Origin of the sequence: Streptomyces sp. NPDC057137, assembly GCF_042670825.1 — a bacterium.
GTDB lineage: Bacteria > Actinomycetota > Actinomycetes > Streptomycetales > Streptomycetaceae > Streptomyces.
Genome location: NZ_JBHUUW010000006.1, coordinates 80,159 through 102,926, shown reverse-complemented (window position 1 = coordinate 102,926; position 22,768 = coordinate 80,159). Strand labels below are relative to the sequence as shown.

The 22,768-nt window shown below is 67.2% G+C and carries 15 protein-coding genes; 9 read left to right on the top strand and 6 right to left on the bottom strand.

Annotated elements, in window-relative coordinates:
- The first annotated feature begins 77 nt into the window (after positions 1 to 77).
- The 5 genes from ACFT9I_RS07675 to ACFT9I_RS07655 all read left to right on the top strand — a co-directional run bounded on the left by ACFT9I_RS07675 (position 78) and on the right by ACFT9I_RS07655 (position 10,706).
- A complete protein-coding gene (locus tag ACFT9I_RS07675; protein ID WP_382561800.1) occupies positions 78 to 1,037 on the top strand; it encodes a hypothetical protein in 960 nt (319 codons plus the stop codon).
- Between the two features lie 377 nt (positions 1,038 to 1,414).
- On the top strand, positions 1,415 to 1,978 hold the full coding sequence (gene rplJ, locus ACFT9I_RS07670) for a 50S ribosomal protein L10 (RefSeq protein ID WP_078075571.1): 564 nt from the start codon (positions 1,415 to 1,417) through the stop codon (positions 1,976 to 1,978).
- Between the two features lie 84 nt (positions 1,979 to 2,062).
- Positions 2,063 to 2,443, top strand: a complete 381-nt coding sequence (gene rplL / locus ACFT9I_RS07665) for a 50S ribosomal protein L7/L12 (protein ID WP_382561797.1) — start codon at positions 2,063 to 2,065, stop codon at positions 2,441 to 2,443.
- Between the two features lie 741 nt (positions 2,444 to 3,184).
- A complete protein-coding gene (rpoB, locus tag ACFT9I_RS07660) occupies positions 3,185 to 6,667 on the top strand; it encodes a DNA-directed RNA polymerase subunit beta (protein WP_382561795.1) in 3,483 nt (1,160 codons plus the stop codon).
- 133 nt (positions 6,668 to 6,800) lie between these two features.
- Positions 6,801 to 10,706, top strand: coding sequence for a DNA-directed RNA polymerase subunit beta' (locus tag ACFT9I_RS07655; protein ID WP_354606540.1), 3,906 nt, complete (start codon positions 6,801 to 6,803; stop codon positions 10,704 to 10,706).
- Positions 10,707 to 10,770: 64 nt separating this feature from the next.
- On the opposite strand, the gene ACFT9I_RS07650 is transcribed toward ACFT9I_RS07655, so the two are convergent.
- The 6 genes from ACFT9I_RS07650 to ACFT9I_RS07625 all read right to left on the bottom strand — a co-directional run bounded on the left by ACFT9I_RS07650 (position 10,771) and on the right by ACFT9I_RS07625 (position 17,888).
- Positions 10,771 to 11,703: a M48 family metalloprotease gene (locus ACFT9I_RS07650; protein WP_382561793.1), complete on the bottom strand. Its 933-nt coding sequence runs from the start codon at positions 11,701 to 11,703 to the stop codon at positions 10,771 to 10,773.
- Positions 11,704 to 11,967: 264 nt separating this feature from the next.
- Positions 11,968 to 12,480 carry a Pycsar system effector family protein gene (locus ACFT9I_RS07645; RefSeq protein ID WP_382561792.1) on the bottom strand — a complete coding sequence of 171 codons (513 nt, stop codon included), beginning with the start codon at positions 12,478 to 12,480 and terminating at the stop codon, positions 11,968 to 11,970.
- On the bottom strand, positions 12,477 to 13,868 hold the full coding sequence (locus ACFT9I_RS07640) for a hypothetical protein (RefSeq protein ID WP_382561790.1): 1,392 nt from the start codon (positions 13,866 to 13,868) through the stop codon (positions 12,477 to 12,479). The genes ACFT9I_RS07645 and ACFT9I_RS07640 overlap by 4 nt, the downstream gene beginning before the upstream one ends.
- A gap of 42 nt (positions 13,869 to 13,910) precedes the next feature.
- Positions 13,911 to 16,181: a hypothetical protein gene (locus tag ACFT9I_RS07635; RefSeq protein WP_382561788.1), complete on the bottom strand. Its 2,271-nt coding sequence runs from the start codon at positions 16,179 to 16,181 to the stop codon at positions 13,911 to 13,913.
- A complete protein-coding gene (locus ACFT9I_RS07630) occupies positions 16,178 to 16,978 on the bottom strand; it encodes a hypothetical protein (RefSeq protein WP_382561787.1) in 801 nt (266 codons plus the stop codon). Before ACFT9I_RS07630 ends, ACFT9I_RS07635 begins: the two co-directional genes overlap by 4 nt.
- A gap of 202 nt (positions 16,979 to 17,180) precedes the next feature.
- Entirely contained in the window at positions 17,181 to 17,888 is a 708-nt protein-coding gene (locus tag ACFT9I_RS07625; RefSeq protein WP_382561785.1) for a Crp/Fnr family transcriptional regulator, read from the bottom strand.
- A 418-nt stretch (positions 17,889 to 18,306) separates the two neighbouring features.
- On the opposite strand from ACFT9I_RS07625, the gene rpsL reads away from it, so the two are divergent.
- From rpsL to tuf, 4 genes are all read left to right on the top strand, one after another.
- On the top strand, positions 18,307 to 18,678 hold the full coding sequence (gene rpsL, locus ACFT9I_RS07620; protein WP_003948652.1) for a 30S ribosomal protein S12: 372 nt from the start codon (positions 18,307 to 18,309) through the stop codon (positions 18,676 to 18,678).
- A 3-nt stretch (positions 18,679 to 18,681) separates the two neighbouring features.
- Positions 18,682 to 19,152 carry a 30S ribosomal protein S7 gene (gene rpsG / locus ACFT9I_RS07615; protein WP_023539364.1) on the top strand — a complete coding sequence of 157 codons (471 nt, stop codon included), beginning with the start codon at positions 18,682 to 18,684 and terminating at the stop codon, positions 19,150 to 19,152.
- A 38-nt stretch (positions 19,153 to 19,190) separates the two neighbouring features.
- Positions 19,191 to 21,320: an elongation factor G gene (gene fusA / locus ACFT9I_RS07610; RefSeq protein ID WP_382561782.1), complete on the top strand. Its 2,130-nt coding sequence runs from the start codon at positions 19,191 to 19,193 to the stop codon at positions 21,318 to 21,320.
- A gap of 166 nt (positions 21,321 to 21,486) precedes the next feature.
- Positions 21,487 to 22,680: an elongation factor Tu gene (gene tuf, locus ACFT9I_RS07605; RefSeq protein ID WP_382561781.1), complete on the top strand. Its 1,194-nt coding sequence runs from the start codon at positions 21,487 to 21,489 to the stop codon at positions 22,678 to 22,680.
- Positions 22,681 to 22,768: the final 88 nt, after the last annotated feature.

The window sequence follows — 22,768 nt, the reverse complement described above, 5'->3', positions numbered from 1 at the left end:
GGCCGGTTTTTACGTGCGCGGGCTGTCATACCCGTGCGTTACCGTTCAACTAAGTACATCGAAAAAAGGGGTGGGGTATGACCATGTCGACATGGGGGCGCGTTGGCGTCTCGCTGACGGCAGTGGCCGTTGTAGCGGGTGTCGCCGGCTGTCAGAGCGGAGACGCGGACTCGAAGAAGAACGCCGGGAGTTCGTCGGCCAAGGACGCGCCGCAGTCGCGTTCCGCGGTCACGGACGTGCTGACGGCGGCGTACGAGAAGACGGCGGCCGCGAAGTCGGCCAAGGTCAGCATGACGATGTCGATGCCTGAGGGCCTGGCGGGTGCCGCGGGGGGCGGCGACATGGAGATGACCGGCGTCATGGGCTGGGACCCCATGGTGATGGACATGACCATGTCCGGCTCGATGATGCAGGCCGAGCCCGACGCCCCGGAGAAGATCCGGATGGTGTGGGTCAAGAACGCGATGTACATGGACATGGGCGCCGAGGCGGCCAAGGACATGGACGGCAAGCGCTGGATGAAGCTGGACCTGGCCGCGGCGGCGGAGGCCTCGGGCGACCCGGCGGCCACCAAGGAGCTCACCGGTGGCATGGAGAACATGAACCAGGACCCGGCCCAGCAGCTCGCGCTGCTGCTGGACTCGCCGAACGTGAAGCACGTCGGCTCCGAGAAGGTCGACGGGGTCGAGGCGCAGCACTACAAGGGCACGCTCACGGTCGCCGAGATGCTGGAGTCGAACGAGTCGCTCGACGTGCTCAGCGCCAAGGAGCGCAAGGACCTTCTCGCCAACATCGAGAAGACGGGCATCACGGGGTACGACACCGAGGTCTGGGTCAACGAGGACGACTACCCGGTGAAGATGGACGTCGCGATGGACTCCCCGGACGGCGCCATCAAGATCAGCGCGCGGTACAGCGACTATGGCGCCAAGGCCTCGGTCCAGACGCCGCCGGCCGCCGACACCGTCGACCTGTTCAAGATGCTGGGCGACCTCGGAGCTGAGTCCGGCGCCGGCGCGGACGACTCCGGGATCTGATCCCGAGGTTCTTGCTGATCCGGCAGCCCTCTCCGGCAGCCCTCTCCGGAGGGCCGGTCCGGAGCGCGATCCGGAAGTGCTTGATCCACAATTCCGGTCGCCGGGGCGGGTTTACGGCCCCGGCGACCGGATTTGCCTGCGGGTAACTCCGTCACGTACTCTCCACAGGAAGCCAAAGACCGCTGGTCGTCGCCGTGCTCTCGCAAGAGGGTGAGGCGACCGAAGGATCCGCTGGAAGCGGACGACCCGCGTAGGTGTTCGAGGAGAGTTCCCGGGTTCGTCCCGGTTGAGCTACGCCCCGTGCGCTTGCGCCGGGGCGTTCGTCTTGTTCAGCCCCTTCTGAGCGGTCCTCATCACCCGGAAGGAGGCCGACGCTCATGGCAAGGCCCGACAAGGCTGCCGCGGTGGCCGAGCTGACGGAACAATTCCGCAGTTCGAACGCCGCAGTGCTGACCGAGTACCGGGGTCTCACCGTGGCGCAGCTCAAGGAGCTGCGCCGTTCCCTCGGTGCGAACGCCCAGTACGCCGTGGTGAAGAACACGCTGACCAAGATCGCGGCCAACGAGGCCGGGATCAACACGCTGGACGACCTGTTCGCGGGTCCGACGGCGGTTGCCTTCGTCACCGGTGACCCGGTGGAGTCGGCGAAGGGTCTTCGTGACTTCGCCAAGGACAACCCGAACCTCGTCATCAAGGGCGGTGTCCTTGACGGTAAGGCGCTGTCCGCCGACGAGTTCAAGAAGCTCGCGGACCTCGAGTCCCGCGAGGTGCTGCTCGCCAAGGTGGCCGGTGGAATCAAGGCGTCGATGGCCAAGGCCGCGGCGACATTCCAGGCCCCGCTGTCGGAGTTCGTCCGCACCGCGGACGCCCTTCGCGCCAAGCGTGAGGCCGAGCAGGGCGGTGCCGGTACGCCGGCTCCCGCCGAGGCCGACGCCGAGTAGTTCGGCGCCGCGTCGCAGCGGGCCCGTACGCCCGCCATTCACATTCATCCGGCACCTGCCGAAATTAGTGGAAGGACCGCCACCATGGCGAAGCTGTCCCAGGACGACCTGCTCAAGCAGTTCGAAGACCTGACCCTCATCGAGCTGTCCGACTTCGTCAAGGCGTTCGAGGCCAAGTTCGACGTCAAGGCTGCCGCCCCGGTCGCCGCTGCCGCCGCCGGTGGCGCCGCTGTCGTCGTCGAAGAAGAGGTCCAGGACGAGTTCGACGTCATCCTCACGGGTGCCGGCGAGAAGAAGATCCAGGTCATCAAGGTCGTGCGTGAGCTCACCTCGCTGGGCCTCAAGGAGGCCAAGGACCTCGTGGACGGCGCTCCCAAGCCCGTCGTCGAGAAGGTCGCCAAGGAGGCCGCCGAGAAGGCTGCCGAGTCCCTCAAGGCCGCCGGCGCCTCCGTCGAGGTCAAGTGACTTCGTAGGACCCTCGCCGACATCCGTCCCAGGGAGCCGTGACGGCTCCCGCGAGACGAGGTGACGGCGACCGCACCGCGAGGTGCACAGCGTTGACGAGAAGGGGGGGGGCCCCCAGCGGGGGCCCCCCCGCGCCCGGGGCGCGGGGGGGGGGGTGGGGGGGGGGCCGCGGCGGTGCCGCCGCGCGCCCCCCCTCCCTCGTGGTGCCCCCCCCCCCCCCGGGTTGTGCCCTGGTGTTCCGCCTCGGGCGGCACCCCGCTGGGGGCCCCCCCCCTTCTCCGTTGCCGCGAGGGGTTCCTTGCTCTTCGGCCGGCTGCGAGTATGGTGATCATCGCCGTGCCTTCCGTACGACCGGTGACGATCCGTACGGAGCGGGGGGCCTTGACGAACCGCACGGAGCGCGCAATTCTCAGGACGCGTCGCGATATCGATCCGAATCCGAGGCATGGATCGGCGACGAAGAGGGCAGGATCGATGTGCGCCTACGGCGTGGGTCGATACGCAGTTGAGACAAGGTGTTGAGAACAACGAGGGTCTCGCAAAACCCGGCCTGGACATCAGTGTGCCAAGTGGCTACACTGACCCTTTGCGCTGCCTGTTAGCTGCTCCCTGCCCGTCACCAGGGGCACCCCCATGCATGACATCGTCGGCTGACCTGCCCTTTCGGGGCCTGTCATCCGGTGTGTCCAGCTCGGGACCGGTACGCGCGTAGTGAGTCCGAGCCCTCGGAAGGACCCCCTCTTGGCCGCCTCGCGCAACGCCTCGACCACGAATACGAACAACGGCGCCAGCACCGCCCCGCTGCGCATTTCCTTTGCAAAGATCAAGGAGCCCCTCGAGGTTCCGAACCTTCTCGCGCTGCAGACCGAGAGCTTCGACTGGCTGCTCGGCAATGCCATCTGGAAGGCGCGTGTCGAGGCAGCTCTTGAGAGCGGCCAGGACGTCCCCAGGAAGTCGGGGCTGGAGGAGATCTTCGAGGAGATCTCTCCGATCGAGGACTTCTCCGGGTCGATGTCGCTGACTTTCCGCGACCACCGCTTCGAGCCGCCCAAGAACTCGATCGACGAGTGCAAGGAGCGCGACTTCACGTACGCGGCCCCGCTCTTCGTCACCGCCGAGTTCACCAACAACGAGACCGGCGAGATCAAGTCCCAGACCGTCTTCATGGGCGACTTCCCGCTCATGACGGACAAGGGCACCTTCGTCATCAACGGCACCGAGCGTGTCGTGGTGACCCAGCTGGTGCGCTCGCCGGGTGTCTACTTCGATTCCTCGATCGACAAGACGTCCGACAAGGACATCTTCTCTTCCAAGATCATCCCGTCCCGGGGTGCCTGGCTGGAGATGGAGATCGACAAGCGCGACATGGTCGGTGTCCGTATCGACCGCAAGCGCAAGCAGTCCGTCACCGTCCTGCTCAAGGCTCTCGGTTGGACGACCGAGCAGATCCTGGAGGAGTTCGGCGAGTACGAGTCCATGCGCGCCACCCTGGAGAAGGACCACACCCAGGGCCAGGACGACGCGCTGCTCGACATCTACCGCAAGCTGCGTCCGGGCGAGCCCCCGACGCGCGAGGCGGCCCAGACGCTGCTCGAGAACCTCTACTTCAACCCCAAGCGCTACGACCTCGCGAAGGTCGGCCGCTACAAGGTGAACAAGAAGCTCGGCGCGGCGGAGCCGCTGGACGCCGGTGTGCTCACCACCGACGACATCATCGCCACGATCAAGTACCTGGTGAAGCTGCACGCCGGTGAGACCGAGACGGTCGGCGAGAGCGGCACCCAGATCCTCGTCGAGACCGACGACATCGACCACTTCGGCAACCGCCGTCTGCGCAACGTGGGCGAGCTCATCCAGAACCAGGTCCGTACGGGTCTGGCGAGGATGGAGCGCGTCGTACGTGAGCGCATGACGACTCAGGACGTCGAGGCGATCACGCCGCAGACCCTGATCAACATCCGGCCGGTCGTCGCCTCCATCAAGGAGTTCTTCGGCACCAGCCAGCTGTCGCAGTTCATGGACCAGAACAACCCGCTGTCGGGTCTGACCCACAAGCGCCGTCTGAACGCGCTCGGCCCCGGTGGTCTGTCCCGTGAGCGGGCCGGCTTCGAGGTCCGTGACGTGCACCCGTCGCACTACGGCCGCATGTGTCCGATCGAGACCCCCGAAGGCCCGAACATCGGCCTGATCGGCTCGCTCGCGTCGTACGGCCGGGTCAACGCGTTCGGGTTCGTCGAGACCCCGTACCGCAAGGTTGTCGGCGGTGTCGTCACCGACGACGTCGACTACCTGACCGCCGACGAAGAGGACCGCTTCGTCATCGCGCAGGCCAACGCGACGCTGTCCGAGGAGATGCGGTTCACCGAGCCGCGCGTCCTCGTCCGCCGTCGTGGCGGCGAGGTCGACTACATCCCCGGTGACGACGTCGACTACATGGACGTCTCGCCGCGCCAGATGGTGTCGGTCGCGACCGCGATGATTCCGTTCCTGGAGCACGACGACGCCAACCGTGCCCTCATGGGCGCGAACATGATGCGTCAGGCCGTGCCGCTCATCACGTCGGAGGCGCCGCTCGTCGGCACCGGCATGGAGTACCGCTGCGCGGTCGACGCCGGTGACGTCATCAAGGCGGAGAAGGAGGGTGTGGTCCAGGAGGTATCCGCGGACTACATCACCATCGCCAACGACGACGGCACGTACACCACGTACCGCATCGCCAAGTTCTCCCGCTCCAACCAGGGCACCTCGGTCAACCAGAAGGTCATCGTCTCCGAGGGTGACCGGGTCGTCGAGAGCCAGGTGCTCGCCGACGGTCCCGCCACCGAGCTCGGTGAGATGGCGCTCGGCAAGAACCTCCTCGTGGCGTTCATGCCGTGGGAGGGCCACAACTACGAAGACGCGATCATCCTCAGCCAGCGGCTGGTGCAGGACGACGTCCTCTCCTCGATCCACATCGAGGAGCACGAGGTCGACGCCCGTGACACCAAGCTCGGCCCGGAGGAGATCACCCGGGACATCCCGAACGTCTCCGAAGAGGTCCTCGCGGACCTCGACGAGCGCGGCATCATCCGTATCGGTGCCGAGGTCACGGCCGGAGACATCCTCGTCGGCAAGGTCACGCCCAAGGGTGAGACCGAGCTGACGCCGGAGGAGCGCCTGCTCCGCGCGATCTTCGGTGAGAAGGCCCGTGAAGTCCGCGACACCTCGCTGAAGGTGCCGCACGGCGAGACCGGCAAGATCATCGGTGTCCGCGTCTTCGACCGCGAGGAGGGCGACGAGCTGCCTCCGGGCGTGAACCAGCTGGTCCGCGTCTACGTCGCCCAGAAGCGCAAGATCACCGACGGCGACAAGCTCGCCGGCCGGCACGGCAACAAGGGTGTCATCTCCAAGATCCTGCCGATCGAGGACATGCCGTTCCTCGAGGACGGCACCCCGGTCGACATCATCCTCAACCCGCTCGGCGTCCCGTCCCGAATGAACCCGGGACAGGTCCTCGAGATCCACCTCGGCTGGCTCGCCAGTCAGGGCTGGAAGGTCGAGGGCAGCGAGGACTGGATGGAGCGGCTGAAGGTCATCGGCGCCGACGACGTCGCCGCCGGTACCAACGTCGCCACGCCCGTCTTCGACGGCGCGCGCGAGGACGAGATCTCCGGTCTCTTCGAGGCCACGATCCCGAACCGCGACGGCGAGCGGATGGTCAAGGCCTCCGGCAAGGCCAGCCTGTTCGACGGCCGCTCCGGTGAGCCGTTCCCCGAGCCGGTGTCCGTCGGCTACATGTACATCCTCAAGCTCCACCACCTGGTCGACGACAAGCTCCACGCCCGCTCGACCGGTCCGTACTCGATGATCACCCAGCAGCCGCTGGGTGGTAAGGCCCAGTTCGGCGGTCAGCGCTTCGGTGAGATGGAGGTGTGGGCGCTGGAGGCTTATGGCGCCGCTTACGCCCTCCAGGAGCTGCTGACGATCAAGTCCGACGACGTGACCGGCCGCGTGAAGGTCTACGAGGCCATCGTCAAGGGCGAGAACATCCCCGAGCCCGGCATTCCCGAGTCCTTCAAGGTGCTCATCAAGGAAATGCAGTCGCTCTGCCTCAACGTGGAGGTGCTGTCCTCGGACGGCATGTCCATCGAGATGCGCGACACGGACGAGGACGTCTTCCGCGCGGCGGAGGAGCTCGGTATCGACCTGTCCCGGCGAGAGCCGAGCAGCGTCGAAGAGGTCTGACGGGTAGTCCGGCCGCTCCCGTCTCGGAGCGGCCGGGGCTCCTCTGGACCCTCCCCCTACGCCCTGGAGGGCGTGGGGGGACCCCCTCAGACCATCAATTGAGACTCGACCCCGAAAGAGGGATTGACGACAAGTGCTCGACGTCAACTTCTTCGACGAGCTGCGGATTGGCCTCGCCACCGCGGACGACATCCGGACCTGGTCCCACGGCGAAGTGAAGAAGCCGGAGACCATCAACTACCGCACGCTCAAGCCCGAGAAGGACGGACTCTTCTGCGAGAAGATCTTCGGTCCGACCCGGGACTGGGAGTGCTACTGCGGCAAGTACAAGCGTGTCCGCTTCAAGGGCATCATCTGTGAGCGCTGTGGCGTCGAAGTCACGCGCGCCAAGGTGCGCCGTGAGCGGATGGGCCACATCGAGCTTGCCGCTCCCGTCACCCACATCTGGTACTTCAAGGGCGTTCCGTCCCGGCTGGGGTACCTGCTCGACCTCGCGCCGAAGGACCTCGAGAAGGTCATCTACTTCGCCGCGTACATGATCACGTTCGTGGACGAGGAGCGCCGTACGCGTGACCTGCCGTCGCTGGAGGCGCATGTCTCCGTCGAGCGTCAGCAGGTCGAGAACCGTCGCGACTCCGACCTCGAAGCCCGCGCCAAGAAGCTCGAGACCGACCTGGCCGAGCTGGAGGCCGAGGGCGCCAAGGCCGACGTGCGCCGCAAGGTGCGCGAAGGTGCCGAGCGTGAGATGAAGCAGCTGCGCGACCGTGCGCAGCGCGAGATCGACCGGCTCGACGAGGTGTGGAGCCGCTTCAAGAACCTCAAGGTCCAGGACCTGGAGGGCGACGAGCTGCTCTACCGCGAGCTGCGTGACCGCTTCGGCACGTACTTCGACGGTTCCATGGGTGCCGCCGCTCTGCAGAAGCGCCTGGAGTCCTTCGACCTGAACGAAGAGGCCGAGCGGCTCCGCGAGATCATCCGTACCGGCAAGGGCCAGAAGAAGACCCGCGCGCTCAAGCGCCTCAAGGTCGTCTCCGCGTTCCTGCAGACCAGCAACAGCCCCAAGGGCATGGTGCTGGACTGCGTGCCGGTGATCCCGCCGGACCTGCGTCCGATGGTGCAGCTGGACGGTGGCCGCTTCGCGACCTCCGACCTGAACGACCTGTACCGCCGTGTGATCAACCGCAACAACCGCCTCAAGCGTCTCCTTGACCTCGGTGCCCCCGAGATCATCGTGAACAACGAGAAGCGGATGCTGCAGGAGGCCGTCGACGCGCTGTTCGACAACGGCCGCCGCGGTCGCCCGGTCACCGGTCCCGGCAACCGGCCCCTGAAGTCCCTCAGCGACATGCTGAAGGGCAAGCAGGGCCGTTTCCGCCAGAACCTGCTCGGCAAGCGAGTCGACTACTCGGCCCGTTCCGTGATCGTCGTCGGACCGCAGCTCAAGCTGCACCAGTGCGGTCTGCCGAAGGCCATGGCGCTGGAGCTGTTCAAGCCGTTCGTGATGAAGCGCCTGGTGGACCTGAACCACGCGCAGAACATCAAGTCGGCCAAGCGCATGGTCGAGCGTGGCCGCACCGTCGTGTACGACGTCCTCGAAGAGGTCATCGCCGAACACCCGGTGCTGCTGAACCGTGCTCCGACCCTGCACCGCCTCGGCATCCAGGCCTTCGAGCCCCAGCTGGTCGAGGGCAAGGCCATCCAGATCCACCCGCTCGTCTGCACCGCGTTCAACGCGGACTTCGACGGTGACCAGATGGCCGTCCACCTGCCGCTCTCCGCGGAGGCGCAGGCCGAGGCCCGCATCCTGATGCTGTCCTCGAACAACATCCTCAAGCCGGCCGACGGCCGTCCCGTCACCATGCCCACCCAGGACATGGTGCTCGGCCTCTTCTTCCTCACCACGGACGAGGAGGAGCGCGTAGTCATCGGCGAGGGCCGGTCCTTCGGCTCCAGCGCCGAGGCCACGATGGCGTTCGACAACCGCGAGCTCTCGCTCCAGGCGAAGGTCGACATCCGCTTCCCGGTGGGCACCATCCCGCCGCGCGGCTGGACCCCGCCGGTCGGCGAGGACGGCGAGACGAACGCCGAGTGGCAGCAGGGCGACCCGTTCCGGCTGCGTACGACCCTGGGCCGCGCGCTCTTCAACGAGCTGCTGCCCGAGGACTACCCGTTCGTCGACTACTCGGTGGGCAAGAAGCAGCTCTCCGAGATCGTCAACGACCTGGCCGAGCGCTACCCCAAGGTCATCGTGGCGGCGACGCTCGACAACCTGAAGGCGGCCGGCTTCTTCTGGGCGACCCGCTCCGGTGTGACCGTGGCGATCTCCGACATCGTCGTTCCTGACGCGAAGAAGGCGATCGTCCAGGGTTACGAGGCGCTGGACGAGAGGGTCCAGAAGCAGTACGAGCGCGGTCTGATCACCAAGGAAGAGCGCACGCAGGAGCTCATCGCGATCTGGACCAAGGCGACCAACGAGGTTGCCGAGGCGATGAACGCGAACTTCCCGAAGACCAACCCCGTCTCCATGATGGTCAACTCGGGTGCCCGCGGAAACATGATGCAGATGCGTCAGATCGCCGGTATGCGTGGTCTGGTGTCGAACGCCAAGAACGAGACGATTCCCCGTCCCATCAAGGCGTCCTTCCGTGAAGGCCTGTCCGTGCTGGAGTACTTCATCTCCACCCACGGTGCCCGTAAGGGTCTGGCCGACACCGCCCTGCGTACCGCCGACTCGGGTTACCTCACCCGTCGTCTGGTGGACGTCTCGCAGGACGTCATCATCCGCGAGGAGGACTGCGGCACCGACCGCGGCCTCAAGCTGCGGATCGCCGAGCGCGGCGCCGACGGTGTCCTGCGCAAGGCGGAGGACGTCGAGACGTCCGTGTACGCGCGGATGCTCGCCGAGGACGTCGTCGTGGACGGCAAGGTCATCGCGCCGGCCAACGTCGACCTGGGCGATGTCCTGATCGACGCGGTCGTCGCCGCGGGCGTCGAGGAGGTCAAGACCCGCTCGGTCCTGACCTGTGAGTCCGCGGTCGGTACCTGTGCCTTCTGCTACGGCCGTTCGCTGGCCACCGGCAAGCTGGTCGACATCGGTGAGGCGGTCGGCATCATCGCCGCCCAGTCCATCGGTGAGCCCGGCACCCAGCTGACGATGCGTACCTTCCACACCGGTGGTGTGGCGGGCGACGACATCACGCAGGGTCTGCCGCGTGTCGTCGAGCTCTTCGAGGCCCGTACGCCCAAGGGCGTCGCGCCGATCTCCGAGGCCGCGGGCTCCGTCCGCATCGAGGAGACCGAGAAGACGAAGAAGCTCGTCGTCACCCCGGACGACGGAAGCGAGGAGACGCCGTTCCCGATCTCCAAGCGCGCCCGTCTGCTCGTGGGCGACGGTGACCGCGTCGAGGTGGGCCAGAAGCTCACCGTGGGTGCCACCAACCCGCACGACGTGCTGCGAATCCTCGGTCAGCGCGCGGTCCAGGTCCACCTGGTCGGCGAAGTCCAGAAGGTCTACAACTCGCAGGGTGTGTCGATCCACGACAAGCACATCGAGATCATCATCCGGCAGATGCTGCGCCGCGTGACGATCATCGAGTCCGGCGACGCGGAACTGCTGCCGGGCGAGCTCGTCGAGCGCTCGAAGTTCGAGACCGAGAACCGTCGTGTGGTCACGGAAGGCGGCCACCCGGCCTCCGGCCGTCCGCAGCTGATGGGTATCACCAAGGCCTCGCTGGCCACCGAGTCGTGGCTGTCGGCGGCGTCCTTCCAGGAGACGACCAGGGTCCTGACCGACGCGGCGATCAACGCCAAGTCGGACTCCCTGATCGGCCTCAAGGAGAACGTCATCATCGGAAAGCTCATCCCGGCGGGTACGGGTCTCTCCCGCTACCGCAACATCCGGGTGGAGCCGACCGAGGAGGCCAAGGCCGCGATGTACTCGGCCGTCGGCTACGACGACATCGACTACTCACCGTTCGGCACGGGCTCCGGCCAGGCCGTTCCGCTGGAGGACTACGACTACGGTCCGTACAACCAGTAAGAGAGTCGCTTGATCGACCGGAGGGCGGTCACCCCGTTTCGTACGGGGTGACCGCCCTCTGGCGTTACCGCGGTGGCCCCTGCTGGAGATGGTGCACGCGCATGTGCAGGTCGGGGTGGGACGAGAGCAGCTTCGCCAGTGTCCCCGGCCGGTGCGGGGCCCCGCCGGCGGCGAGATGGGCAGCCTCCCGCGCCGCCTCCTGTGCCTGCATGGCCCCGAACACCTCGACCAGCATCGGCGCGAAACCGAGCGCGGCCGCGTGCCGGTCCGCCCGTAGCTCCGCCTGTCGGCTGACCCCCGCGAGCAGATAGGGCGCGAGGAGCACCGGCAGCACGATGAACCACGCCGTGGCGACGAAGCCGACCAGTCCGCAGCCGAGAGCCAGCGCGATGAGCGCCGTCACGGGTGGGGACAGGAACGATGACACCACGATCAATGCCCGCGCCACCTTGCGCACCACGACCCAGGCGAAGCGGCCCGGCAGCGCGTACCAGAACCCGAGCAGACCGGACCAGGCGTGGCCGCCGGTGTGGTGCCCCAGCTCATGGGCCAGTACGGCGGCGAGCTGGCCACTGGGCAGCCGGTCCAGCGAGAAGCGGGTGACGCCGACGATATGGCCCGCCGCCGCGTAGGCGTTGACGTCGTCGCTCTCCTCGATCCACAGCTCGTAGTTGCCGCCGTCGACACCGGCGCGCAGAGTGACCTCGCGCCAGATGGGGCCGAGCCTGGCGGCCTCGGCCGGGGACGGCCGCCGCAGATGCAGGAAGTAGGTGGCGAAGAAGCTCTCGGTCGGCCGGTGGAAGACCAGGGCGCCGCTGGCTGTCCATACGATCAGGGCGATCCAGTAGGCATCGCCGAGCAGGGTCACGGAGATCCCCGCGATCAGCAGCAGGCTCGCCACGAAGTTCGGCAGGTGGAAGAGGAGTTGGCCCCAGGCCGTGATGTCGGTGGCGCGCTGGTGCGCTGCAATATGCGCACGCCGCTGCTCGAAGTCCATCTCATGCGGATGCCGGGCGGGTTGCTGCGCCGCAGGGGCGGCCGCCGGCCGAGGGGGAGGGCTCTGAGGGTAGTGGGGCTGCGGGTACGGAGGCGGAGCCGACCGCTGCGGAGGGACCGGGTACTGGGGTGGTGCGGTGGGGTACCTCGGTGGTGCGGCGGGCTCGCCCGGATGCTGCGGCTCCGGCGGGTACGTCATGTCAGGTGCTCCTGATGAGGGACGGGTGCGCGGGTGGTGAGTGCGTACGGGTGCCGGGGGTCGCGGTCAGCCGAGGACGGCGGCACCCGGCAGCAGCACGACGCTGACGACGAAAGCGATGAGGCCGGCTCGGATCCAGCGGTGCTTCTGGGTGGCGATACGGCTGGTCTCGGCCAGCGCGTGTATCCGTCCCGCCTGCGGGTCGGCGTCCGTCGCCGCCAGTGCGGCCGGCAGCACCCCCAGCGCGACCGCCCGCCGGATGTCGCCGAAGTAGGTGAGCGGGTGTCCCGGTGTCCACCGGCTGGTGATGTGGCGGGGCAGGACCGCCATGAGCAGGGCGAAGAGAGCTGAGATGAGCGAGGCCGCGCCGACCCACCACGCCGCGGCGGCCATGGTGATGAGTTCGGCCGGACTCCAGTTACTGCCGGCCAGCAGTGCGCCGAACGCCGTGACCGTCATACCGAGCGCGCTCACCAGCACCGCCGCCTTGCTGTCGGCCCTGGCGATCTCGGTGCGCAGATCGGCGAGGAGGCGGGTCGCGGCATCGTCGACGACCGGTACGGGCTCGGGCACGGTCACGGCTGTGCCTGAGGAGGCGGGGCGTCCCGGTCGACCGTGGGATCCGCGCCCGTGTGTTCGTCCGCAGCGGGGGGAGGGGGCGTGTGCGAGGGCGGGCGCGAGGGCGGCACGCCGTATCCGGGAGGCGGCGTCCAGCCTGCGGCCGGTGCGTACGAAGGTATCGGGGGCGCGGGAGGCGACATGTACGGCTCCGCGGGCCCCGCCGGTGCTTCCGACACCTGCGCCGCCGACGGCATGGAAGGGGCCGGCTCGTGGTCGTGGATGCCAGACCCCATCTCCACCGGCAGCGGCGACGGCGACGGCCCGTTCGCGACCCCTGGCAGCCGCTGGTTCAGGATCTCGTTCACCGCCCGCAGAGCGAGCTCCTTGGCTCCGGCCAGCTCGAACCGCTCGGCCTGACCGTCGCCGAGCAGCTGGGTGACCAGATCCATCTGCGACTGGACGAGTCGCAGTTGGTCCTCGTGCAGACTCTGCATGACCAGTCGCGAGTCGTCCGGATGCTGGGACAGGTGCAGTGCCCAGGCCGAGACGCCACCGCTTTCCAGATGATGCTGGTAGAAAGCGATCTTCTGTGCCTCGACGGACTGCATGGTCAGCTGCTGCTCACCCTGGAGCAGGGCCAGCTCGTGCTCCCTCCTCTGCTGCTCCAGGACCAGCTCGTGCCGGCGTGTTCCGTACGCCTCCGCCCGTCCCAGCTGGAGCATGTCCTGCGCTCGCGCGCGTTCGTCGTGGGCCACGTCCTGGGTCTGTCCGAGCCGAGTGGCGTGGATCTCCTCGGCGCCCGCGTGGGTCAGGGCCTGAAGCCGCCGCATGTGTTCGATGTTCTCGTCGTCCCTGCGGACCCGCACCGTCCAGTTCACCTGGAGACCGGCGGTCGCGCCGAGGGGACCGTAGACATCAATGGCGTGCAGCAGAGCCTGTTCGGCCTCGGCGCTCCGTGCGATCGCGAAGTTCCGAGTGGCCGCACGGCCGGCCCTGCTGATCTCACCGAGCAGCAGATCGGGCACGTCGCGATGGCGACTGTCGACGAAGCGTGCGGGGTCGACCACCTGCCAGGAGAGATCGACGCCGACCCCGAACGAGAACGCGTCGTTGTCGCTGGGCAGTGCCAATTCGGTGTGCAGGGGGTGGATCCCCATGTCGACCTCGTACACGGCCGTGTACCGCTTGGTGGCCACTTCGGTACGGGTGGGCCGCAGCGGCGGGAGGAATGCCTCGTAATCTCCCTGCGCCGTGGCGAACACCAGGGCGTGATCGATCCGCAGGGGGGATTTACGGGCCGCGTACTGGAAGCGCGACAGCTGCCGCACGGTCAGCACGGGGTCGGTCAACACGGAGCTACGGTCGGCGTGTTGCTGCCACTCGGGCGGGCGATGGAAATCAGGCATGGGCTCATCTCCTCAAAGGGGTGGTCGGCGGTGGTGTTCGGGTCAGTTCACGGTCGACGGCGTCAGAACGGTCAACAGGCGGGTGGCTACGGGAGGTGGGGGGCCGCCGCGCTCGCCCGGCATCGTGCGCAGCAGATGGGCGAGCCGGCGTCGGTCGTGGTCTCCCACGGCGAGGAGGGCGAGCAGTGAGGCGAGTTCCCACTCGGCGGTCGTGTCGTCGCCGGCGATACGCACCCAGTCGGCGAGCCGGTCGAGAGCGAGCGTCGTGTAGGTGAGGTCGTTCAGCGCCGCCACCCACAGTGCCGCGATCGCGTGGGCGTCCCGCCCGCCTTCGGATGCCGTACGCCCGTACCACTCCAGCAGCAGCGGTCGCCCCGTCGGATCCGGGCCCGTGGTGTCGGCACGGCCACAGGCACCCAAGAACGTCCGCAGCGCCAGTTCGTGTTCGGACGGGGCACCGCGCAGAAGCTCGGAGATCTCGGGGAGTACGCGCTCTCCGATCGTGGAGAGCAGCAACAGCTCCAGGGCGGAGGCGAGTTCGGCGCCCTCTTCCTCGTAGGCGGGGCTCTCGGTGTCGGTGCCGGGCCGGTCCCGCCTGCGGGCGGCCGCGCGAAGGGCGGCCAGGGCCTCCTCGGGCTGGGCGGGGCCGAGCAGGGCGTAGGCGCGGATGGCAGTCCAGCGCAACCGATCGTTTTCTTCGTCCTCGCACCATCCGTCGAGAATCCGCAGCACATTCGGGGCGTCGAGATGGTGCGCCAGGACGAGTGAGCCGGCCGCGGCGAGTCGTCGCCGGTAGAGCTTGTCGGTGGCCCAGGGCTCGATCACCAGAGCCATGGCCGAGGGCAGATCGACGCAGGTGAGGATGGCGACGGTGACGGCGGCCCGGTTGCGGACCAGCGGCCTGCCGTCGTCGGCGAGCCGCCGGAGCCAGCCGACGAACGCCGGACGGGCTGACGGATGGCCGGTCCACACCTCGCGGAGCAGCACCAGGGAGGCACGCTCGTCCCGGTAGGCGGCCTTGGACTGGGGGACGGGGCCCCATTCGGTGGCCTCGTTCTCCTCGTACTGTGTGGCGCGAGCGAGTTGGAGGCGCTTTTCGATCGAGGTACCGAAGACCGGGATACGGGACGAGCCACCCTCGGTCTTCTGGAGCAAGGTGTAGAGCAGATCGCTCAGTTCGGCCGTCAGCGCGTAGGGACCTTCGTTGAAGGCCGCGAGGGAGATGAGGAACGCCTTGTCGCGCAGAGGGGTCGCCGGGTCGTCGAACCACTCCTGGACCTGGTTCTCCAGTGTGGCGAGGGAGAACTCGGTGACCTCGGCTTCCGACGCCTCGCCCCTGGCGTGGCGGGCCAGGATCCCGGCGAAGGCGGCGACCTCGCGGAGTTGGTGGTCACGGCTGAGGAAGTCGACGACTGCGGGGAGCTGTTCCAGCTGCGCCACGCTTGCCACCGTCCGCCCGCTCGGCCCCGGATCCGGGAGATCGCGTGTCAGGTCCAGCAGATGGGCGTGGAGGACCGCGTCGGCGGGCGGTGGGTGCCAGGCGACGACGGAGACATCCTCCAGCGCGGCGCTCGGTCCCACCGTAATGACCAAATAGCCGTCCTGGTCGGTGAGTTTGTCCCTGGCCGCCAGCAGATGCGGTTCACGCAGGGGCAGATCGCGGCCGGTCACCAGATCGCACAGCACATGGCCATGGACGGAGGCGGCGTCACCGCCTTCGAGCTGGTGGGCGAGGCCGCTCGGCGAGGTGCCGCGATCGAGGGCGCGTACGGACGACACACCCAGCCGGTGCAGGAGCATGAGCGCGGCGGTTCGCCGGCCGGTGAAGTGCGGACCGGACAGCACCACAAAGCGGTCCCTGCGGAGGTGCTGGAGGGCGCGCTCGAACGCCGGACCGTCGGTGACGACGAACCCGGCCATCCGCTCCAGGGATTCGTGCGGGATCTCACCCGAGGCATGGCCGGTTCCGAAGAAGCTCGTCTGATGAATGACGGTCTTCGTGCCGAGAATCACATCGCCGGTGACCTTGCCCTCGGCGAGGACGTTCTGATCGCCGTTGACGAGGGAGCCGCCGAACCGCGTCTTGTCACCGAAGACATAGGCGGGGCTGTGGTCGATCAGGTCACGGCGGGCGTCCCACGCCTTCTGCGGCCGGTCGGACTCCTCCTTCTGCTCCGCCTCATCGGCCGCTCCCGTCTCTTCCTGGGCGGGAGTGGCACCGTCGTCGTCGGGCGGGCCTTCCGCGGCGTCGGCGCGCGGCCCGCCGGGTGCCGCCTGGCCGGGTGTGGTGCCGTCAGGTTCGTACGGACTCAACTTCGGTCACCCGTGTTCTTGGTGCCGAGCACCACGTCGCCGGTGACGGTGCCGCCGGAGAGGATGTTCTGATCGCCGTTGACGAGGGAGCCGCCGAAGCTCTGGCTCCCGCCGGAGAAGTTGTACGAGGCGCCGGGAGCGGCGGCCGGGGTGTCGGGAGCAGTGGCCCTCACGCCGGTGTCGGTGCTGCCCGTGGCGGGGCTGGGATTCTCCGCGTCGGGCATACGAGTGACGGGACCGTGCAGATACGCGGTCAGCGTGCCGTTCTTGCTGTCCAGCTCCACCCGGTGGAATTCGGCGGCGGGCACACCGTGGTGATCGTGCCGCACGATGCCCTGATACAGGGACTCCGAGACACACAGCGCGAAGTCGTCGCCGCGTTCGCGCAGTGCCGCACGGAGCACCGTCGCGTCGAGCAGCCGACAGGCGTGGTTGAGGTCGGAACCCACCCAGCCCTCGCGCTCGTCGATCGCGACGTAACCCGAGGCCAGGACTCCGCGCAGCCGGATCTGGGCGCTGCTCGACGCCATCCGGTTCACGGTGCGGAGCTGGGCGGGGACCTCGGTGAGCAGCGTACGAAGCAGAGCGGTCACCGAGACGCTCGCCTCGATCAGTTCCATCACGGAGTCGCCCCGGTCGGCGCGCTGCCGGCTGGTCTCGTCGACGCCGGCCACCGTGAGGGTGCGATCGGTGATGCCGTACAGCATGCGCCGCAGATACGCCTGCTCGACGTCGTCACGGTCGCTGTACCGCTCGATGTCCAAGAGCAGGATGGTGCGGCTCACTGGGTCGGTCATGATCGCCTTTCGTGGTTCGCCTGAGGTGCCCGAAGCGTGGCGCGGCCGACGGTTCGGGCGTGAGGGCGAATGACGCAGAAGAACTGTGACGGTGTTTACAGAAGGAAGGCGGTGGGTGCGTGCCGGTGCCAGTGCCAGTGCCAGTGCCAGCGCCAGTGCCAGTGCCAGCGCCACCGCCGGGGGGCTGCGCGGCGGAGCTGCGTCAGCCGGCGCTGCTGAGCCTGCGGAGGATGTCCGGCCGAAGAATCACCAGTGCGCGGCGGCCCGTGGCCACGGCCTCTCGCTCACGCAGTTCACGGAGCAGCCGCTGCACCATCTCCCGTGAGGCGCCGATGGATCCGGCCAGCTCCTGTTTGCTCAGCGGTACGGCGAGTTCGATTCCCTCCGGGGTACGCCTGCCGTGGGACCTGGCGAGATCGAGCAGCAGTATGGCGAACCGCTCACGCACCGTGAGAGAGGCGAACTCCAACCTGCGCCGGTCGGCCGCCCTGGTCCGGTCGCTGGTCAGGCTCAGCAACTGCAACGCGGAACGCGGTGAATCGGCGAGGAAGCCCTTGAAGCGCTCGCACTCGACGGCGACTGCCTGTACCGGTTCCAGCGCGGTGACGGTCGCCGAGCGAGTCCGTCCGGTCAGGGCCGACGACTCACCGACGATGTCGCCGGGGCCGCGGAGCGCGAGGAGCGCCTGGTAGCCGTTGAGCGCGGACGCGGTGACCTTCGTCCAGCCGTGCAGAATCAGAAGGACGTGCGACGACGGCTCCTGCTGATGGATGAGGGGTGCTCGGGCGGCGAAGCGCAGCGGATTGCCGAGTCCCAGGAGCAGGGCGCGTTCGTCCCGTTCCAGGCGTGCCAGAAAGGGCACACGGTCGTCGAGGCCGCCGTCCATCGAGTTGCTCGCATCAGTAGTCATCGCCAGGTCCTGTCCCCCTGTGACATGGGCCAATCAAAGTAGTGACTGGTGGGGCCGTGGGACAGTGGTGGAAGTTTCCGGCGATTCCGGGTGGGGCGTGACCGAGATGCGGCGGGATTCGGCATTTCTGCGGACGCGGTGAGTGACGAAGAGCGCCCGACGGATCCGGCGTGTCCGGGGCCACGGCATTTGTTTTGACCGGAGTCGATGAGGTAGGTACGCTCAGACCTTGTGCCTGGGGTGTGCCTGGGCTCCTGTGCGTGTCCTCAACCGCATGGCGAGTCCGGATTAAAGGCCACCGCAATCTGCGCTTTCCTCGCCTCCAGCGGGATCTTGCAGTATTCGACACACCCGACCGCGTGGGTCGGCGAGTGTTCCAGGTTAGTTTTACTAACGGCACACAGAAACCGGAGAAGTAGTGCCTACGATCCAGCAGCTGGTCCGGAAGGGCCGGCAGGACAAGGTCGAGAAGAACAAGACGCCTGCCCTTGAGGGCTCCCCTCAGCGCCGCGGCGTCTGCACGCGTGTGTTCACGACCACCCCGAAGAAGCCCAACTCCGCCCTGCGGAAGGTCGCGCGTGTGCGTCTGACCTCCGGCATCGAGGTCACGGCATACATTCCGGGTGAGGGACACAACCTGCAGGAGCACTCCATCGTGCTCGTGCGTGGTGGCCGTGTGAAGGACCTGCCGGGTGTTCGTTACAAGATCATCCGCGGTTCCCTGGACACCCAGGGTGTCAAGAACCGCAAGCAGGCCCGCAGCCGCTACGGCGCCAAGAAGGAGAAGTAAACAATGCCTCGTAAGGGCCCTGCCCCGAAGCGCCCGGTCATCATCGACCCGGTCTACGGTTCTCCTCTTGTCACCTCGCTGATCAACAAGCTTCTGCTCAACGGCAAGCGTTCCACCGCCGAGCGGATCGTGTACGGCGCCATGGAAGGCCTCCGCGAGAAGACCGGCAACGACCCGGTCATCACGCTGAAGCGCGCGCTTGAGAACGTCAAGCCGTCTCTTGAGGTCAAGTCCCGCCGCGTCGGCGGCGCCACCTACCAGGTGCCGATCGAGGTCAAGCCCGGTCGCGCCTCCACCCTCGCGCTGCGCTGGCTCGTCGGTTACTCCCGCGCCCGTCGCGAGAAGACCATGACCGAGCGCCTCATGAACGAACTGCTCGACGCCTCGAACGGCCTCGGCGCTTCGGTCAAGAAGCGTGAGGACACGCACAAGATGGCCGAGTCCAACAAGGCCTTCGCGCACTACCGCTGGTAGTCAGCGCCCACATCGAGACCGAGAGAAGATTGAGCCTTATGGCCACCACTTCGCTTGACCTGGCCAAGGTCCGCAACATTGGGATCATGGCCCACATCGACGCGGGCAAGACGACCACCACAGAGCGGATCCTGTTCTACACCGGTGTGAGCTACAAGATCGGTGAGGTCCACGACGGCGCTGCCACGATGGACTGGATGGAGCAGGAGCAGGAGCGCGGCATCACGATCACGTCTGCCGCGACGACCTGTCACTGGCCGCTCGACGATGTCGATCACACGATCAACATCATCGACACCCCGGGTCACGTCGACTTCACCGTCGAGGTGGAGCGTTCGCTCCGCGTCCTCGACGGCGCTGTCACCGTGTTCGACGGCGTGGCGGGCGTCGAGCCGCAGTCCGAGACCGTATGGCGTCAGGCGGACCGCTACGGCGTGCCGCGTATCTGCTTCGTCAACAAGCTCGACCGGACCGGCGCGGAGTTCCACCGCTGCGTCGACATGATCTCGGACCGCCTTGGCGCGGTTCCGATCGTCATGCAGCTTCCGATCGGTGCCGAGATGGACTTCAAGGGCGTCGTCGACCTCGTGTCGATGAAGGCCTTCGTCTGGTCCGCCGAGGCCACCAAGGGCGAGATGTACGACGTCGTCGACATCCCGGACACGCACACCGAGGCCGCCGAGGAATGGCGCGGCAAGCTTCTCGAGGTCGTGTCCGAGAACGACGACGAGATGATGGAGCTGTACCTGGAGGGCCAGGAGCCCACCGAGGAGCAGCTGCACGCGGCGATCCGCCGTATCACGCTCGCCTCCAAGGGCGCGGCCGACTCCGTCACCGTCACGCCCGTCTTCTGCGGCACCGCGTTCAAGAACAAGGGCGTTCAGCCCCTGCTCGACGCGGTCGTGCGCTACCTGCCTTCCCCCCTCGACGTCGACGCCATCGAAGGCCACGACGTCAAGGACCCGGAGAAGGTCATCCAGCGCCGCCCGTCCGACGACGAGCCCTTCGCCGGGCTCGCCTTCAAGATCGCGAGCGACCCGCACCTGGGCAAGCTCACCTTCGTCCGGATCTACTCCGGTCGCCTGACGGCCGGCACCGCGGTGCTGAACTCCGTGAAGGGCAAGAAGGAGCGCATCGGCAAGATCTACCGTATGCACGCGAACAAGCGTGAGGAGATCGAGTCGGTGGGCGCCGGCGACATCGTCGCCGTCATGGGCCTGAAGCAGACCACCACCGGTGAGACGCTGAGCGACGACAAGAACCCGGTGATCCTGGAGTCCATGGACTTCCCGGCGCCGGTCATCGAGGTCGCGATCGAGCCCAAGTCCAAGGGTGACCAGGAGCGTCTGGGTGTCGCCATCCAGCGCCTCGCGGAGGAGGACCCCTCCTTCCAGGTTCACTCGGACGAGGAGACCGGCCAGACCATCATCGGTGGTATGGGCGAGCTTCACCTCGAAGTGCTTGTCGACCGCATGAAGCGCGAGTTCCGCGTGGAGGCGAATGTCGGTAAGCCGCAGGTCGCTTACCGTGAGACGATCCGCAAGACCGTCGAGCGTATCGACTACACGCACAAGAAGCAGACCGGTGGCACCGGTCAGTTCGCGAAGGTGCAGATCGCGATGGAGCCCATTGAGGGCGGCGACGCGACCTACGAGTTCGTGAACAAGGTGACCGGTGGCCGTATCCCCCGTGAGTACATTCCCTCGGTGGACGCGGGCGCACAGGAGGCCATGCAGTTCGGCATCCTGGCCGGTTACGAGATGGTGGGCGTGCGCGTCACCCTTCTCGACGGTGGCTACCACGAGGTCGACTCCTCGGAGCTCGCCTTCAAGATCGCCGGTTCGCAGGCGTTCAAGGAAGGTGCCCGCAGGGCGTCGCCCGTGCTCCTCGAACCGATGATGTCGGTCGAGGTCACCACGCCCGAGGACTACATGGGCGATGTCATCGGAGACCTCAACTCCCGCCGTGGCCAGATCCAGGCCATGGAGGAGCGGCACGGCGCTCGCCTCGTGAAGGGCCTCGTGCCTCTCTCGGAGATGTTCGGCTACGTCGGAGACCTCCGCAGCAAGACTTCGGGTCGCGCAAGCTACTCGATGCAGTTCGACTCCTACGCCGAGGTTCCCCGGAACGTCGCCGAGGAGATCATCGCGAAGGCCAAGGGCGAGTAGCTCGTCCCGAGCACGCTTTAGGCTTGTCACCGGCAAGCCCTGGGGCCGTCGGACACCGCGTACGGGAAACCGCGCGAAGTGTCCGGTGCCCCGGGCCCCGGCATCCCAGCAAAGATCACCTGGCGCCGATGAGTAAGGCGTACAGAACCACTCCAGGAGGACCCCAGTGGCGAAGGCGAAGTTCGAGCGGACTAAGCCGCACGTCAACATCGGCACCATCGGTCACATCGACCACGGTAAGACGACCCTCACGGCCGCCATTACCAAGGTGCTGCATGACGAGTTCCCGACCCTGAACGAGGCCTCGGCCTTCGATCAGATCGACAAGGCTCCCGAGGAGCGTCAGCGCGGTATCACCATCTCCATCGCGCACGTCGAGTACCAGACGGAGTCGCGTCACTACGCGCACGTCGACTGCCCGGGGCACGCGGACTACATCAAGAACATGATCACGGGTGCGGCGCAGATGGACGGCGCCATCCTCGTGGTGGCCGCGACCGACGGCCCGATGCCGCAGACCAAGGAGCACGTGCTCCTGGCCCGCCAGGTCGGCGTGCCGTACATCGTTGTCGCGCTGAACAAGGCCGACATGGTGGACGACGAGGAGATCCTGGAGCTCGTCGAGCTCGAGGTCCGTGAGCTTCTCTCCGAGTACGAGTTCCCGGGCGACGACCTGCCGGTCGTCAAGGTCTCGGCGCTCAAGGCGCTCGAAGGCGACAAGGAGTGGGCCAAGACCGTTCTCGAGCTGATGAAGGCGGTCGACGAGTCGATCCCGCAGCCCGAGCGCGACATCGAGAAGCCGTTCCTCATGCCCATCGAGGACGTCTTCACGATCACCGGTCGTGGCACGGTCGTCACCGGTCGTATCGAGCGTGGTGTGCTCAAGGTCAACGAGACCGTCGACATCGTCGGTATCAAGACCGAGAAGACCACCACCACGGTCACCGGCATCGAGATGTTCCGCAAGCTGCTCGACGAGGGCCAGGCCGGTGAGAACGTCGGTCTGCTCCTCCGTGGCATCAAGCGCGAGGATGTCGAGCGCGGCCAGGTCATCATCAAGCCCGGTTCGGTCACGCCGCACACCGAGTTCGAGGCCCAGTCCTACATCCTGTCGAAGGACGAGGGTGGTCGTCACACCCCCTTCTTCAACAACTACCGCCCGCAGTTCTACTTCCGTACGACTGACGTGACCGGCGTCGTTACCCTCCCCGAGGGCACCGAGATGGTCATGCCGGGCGACAACACCCTCATGACGGTCTCGCTGATTCAGCCGGTCGCCATGGAGGAGGGCCTGAAGTTCGCCATCCGCGAGGGTGGCCGGACCGTGGGCGCCGGCCAGGTCACCAAGATCAGCAAGTAGTACTCGCTGGTCCGACCTGGTAGCTCCACCAAGAGCAGCCAAGAAGTGGGCCCCGCACCGAAGCTGGTGGGGGGCCCACATAAGTGTG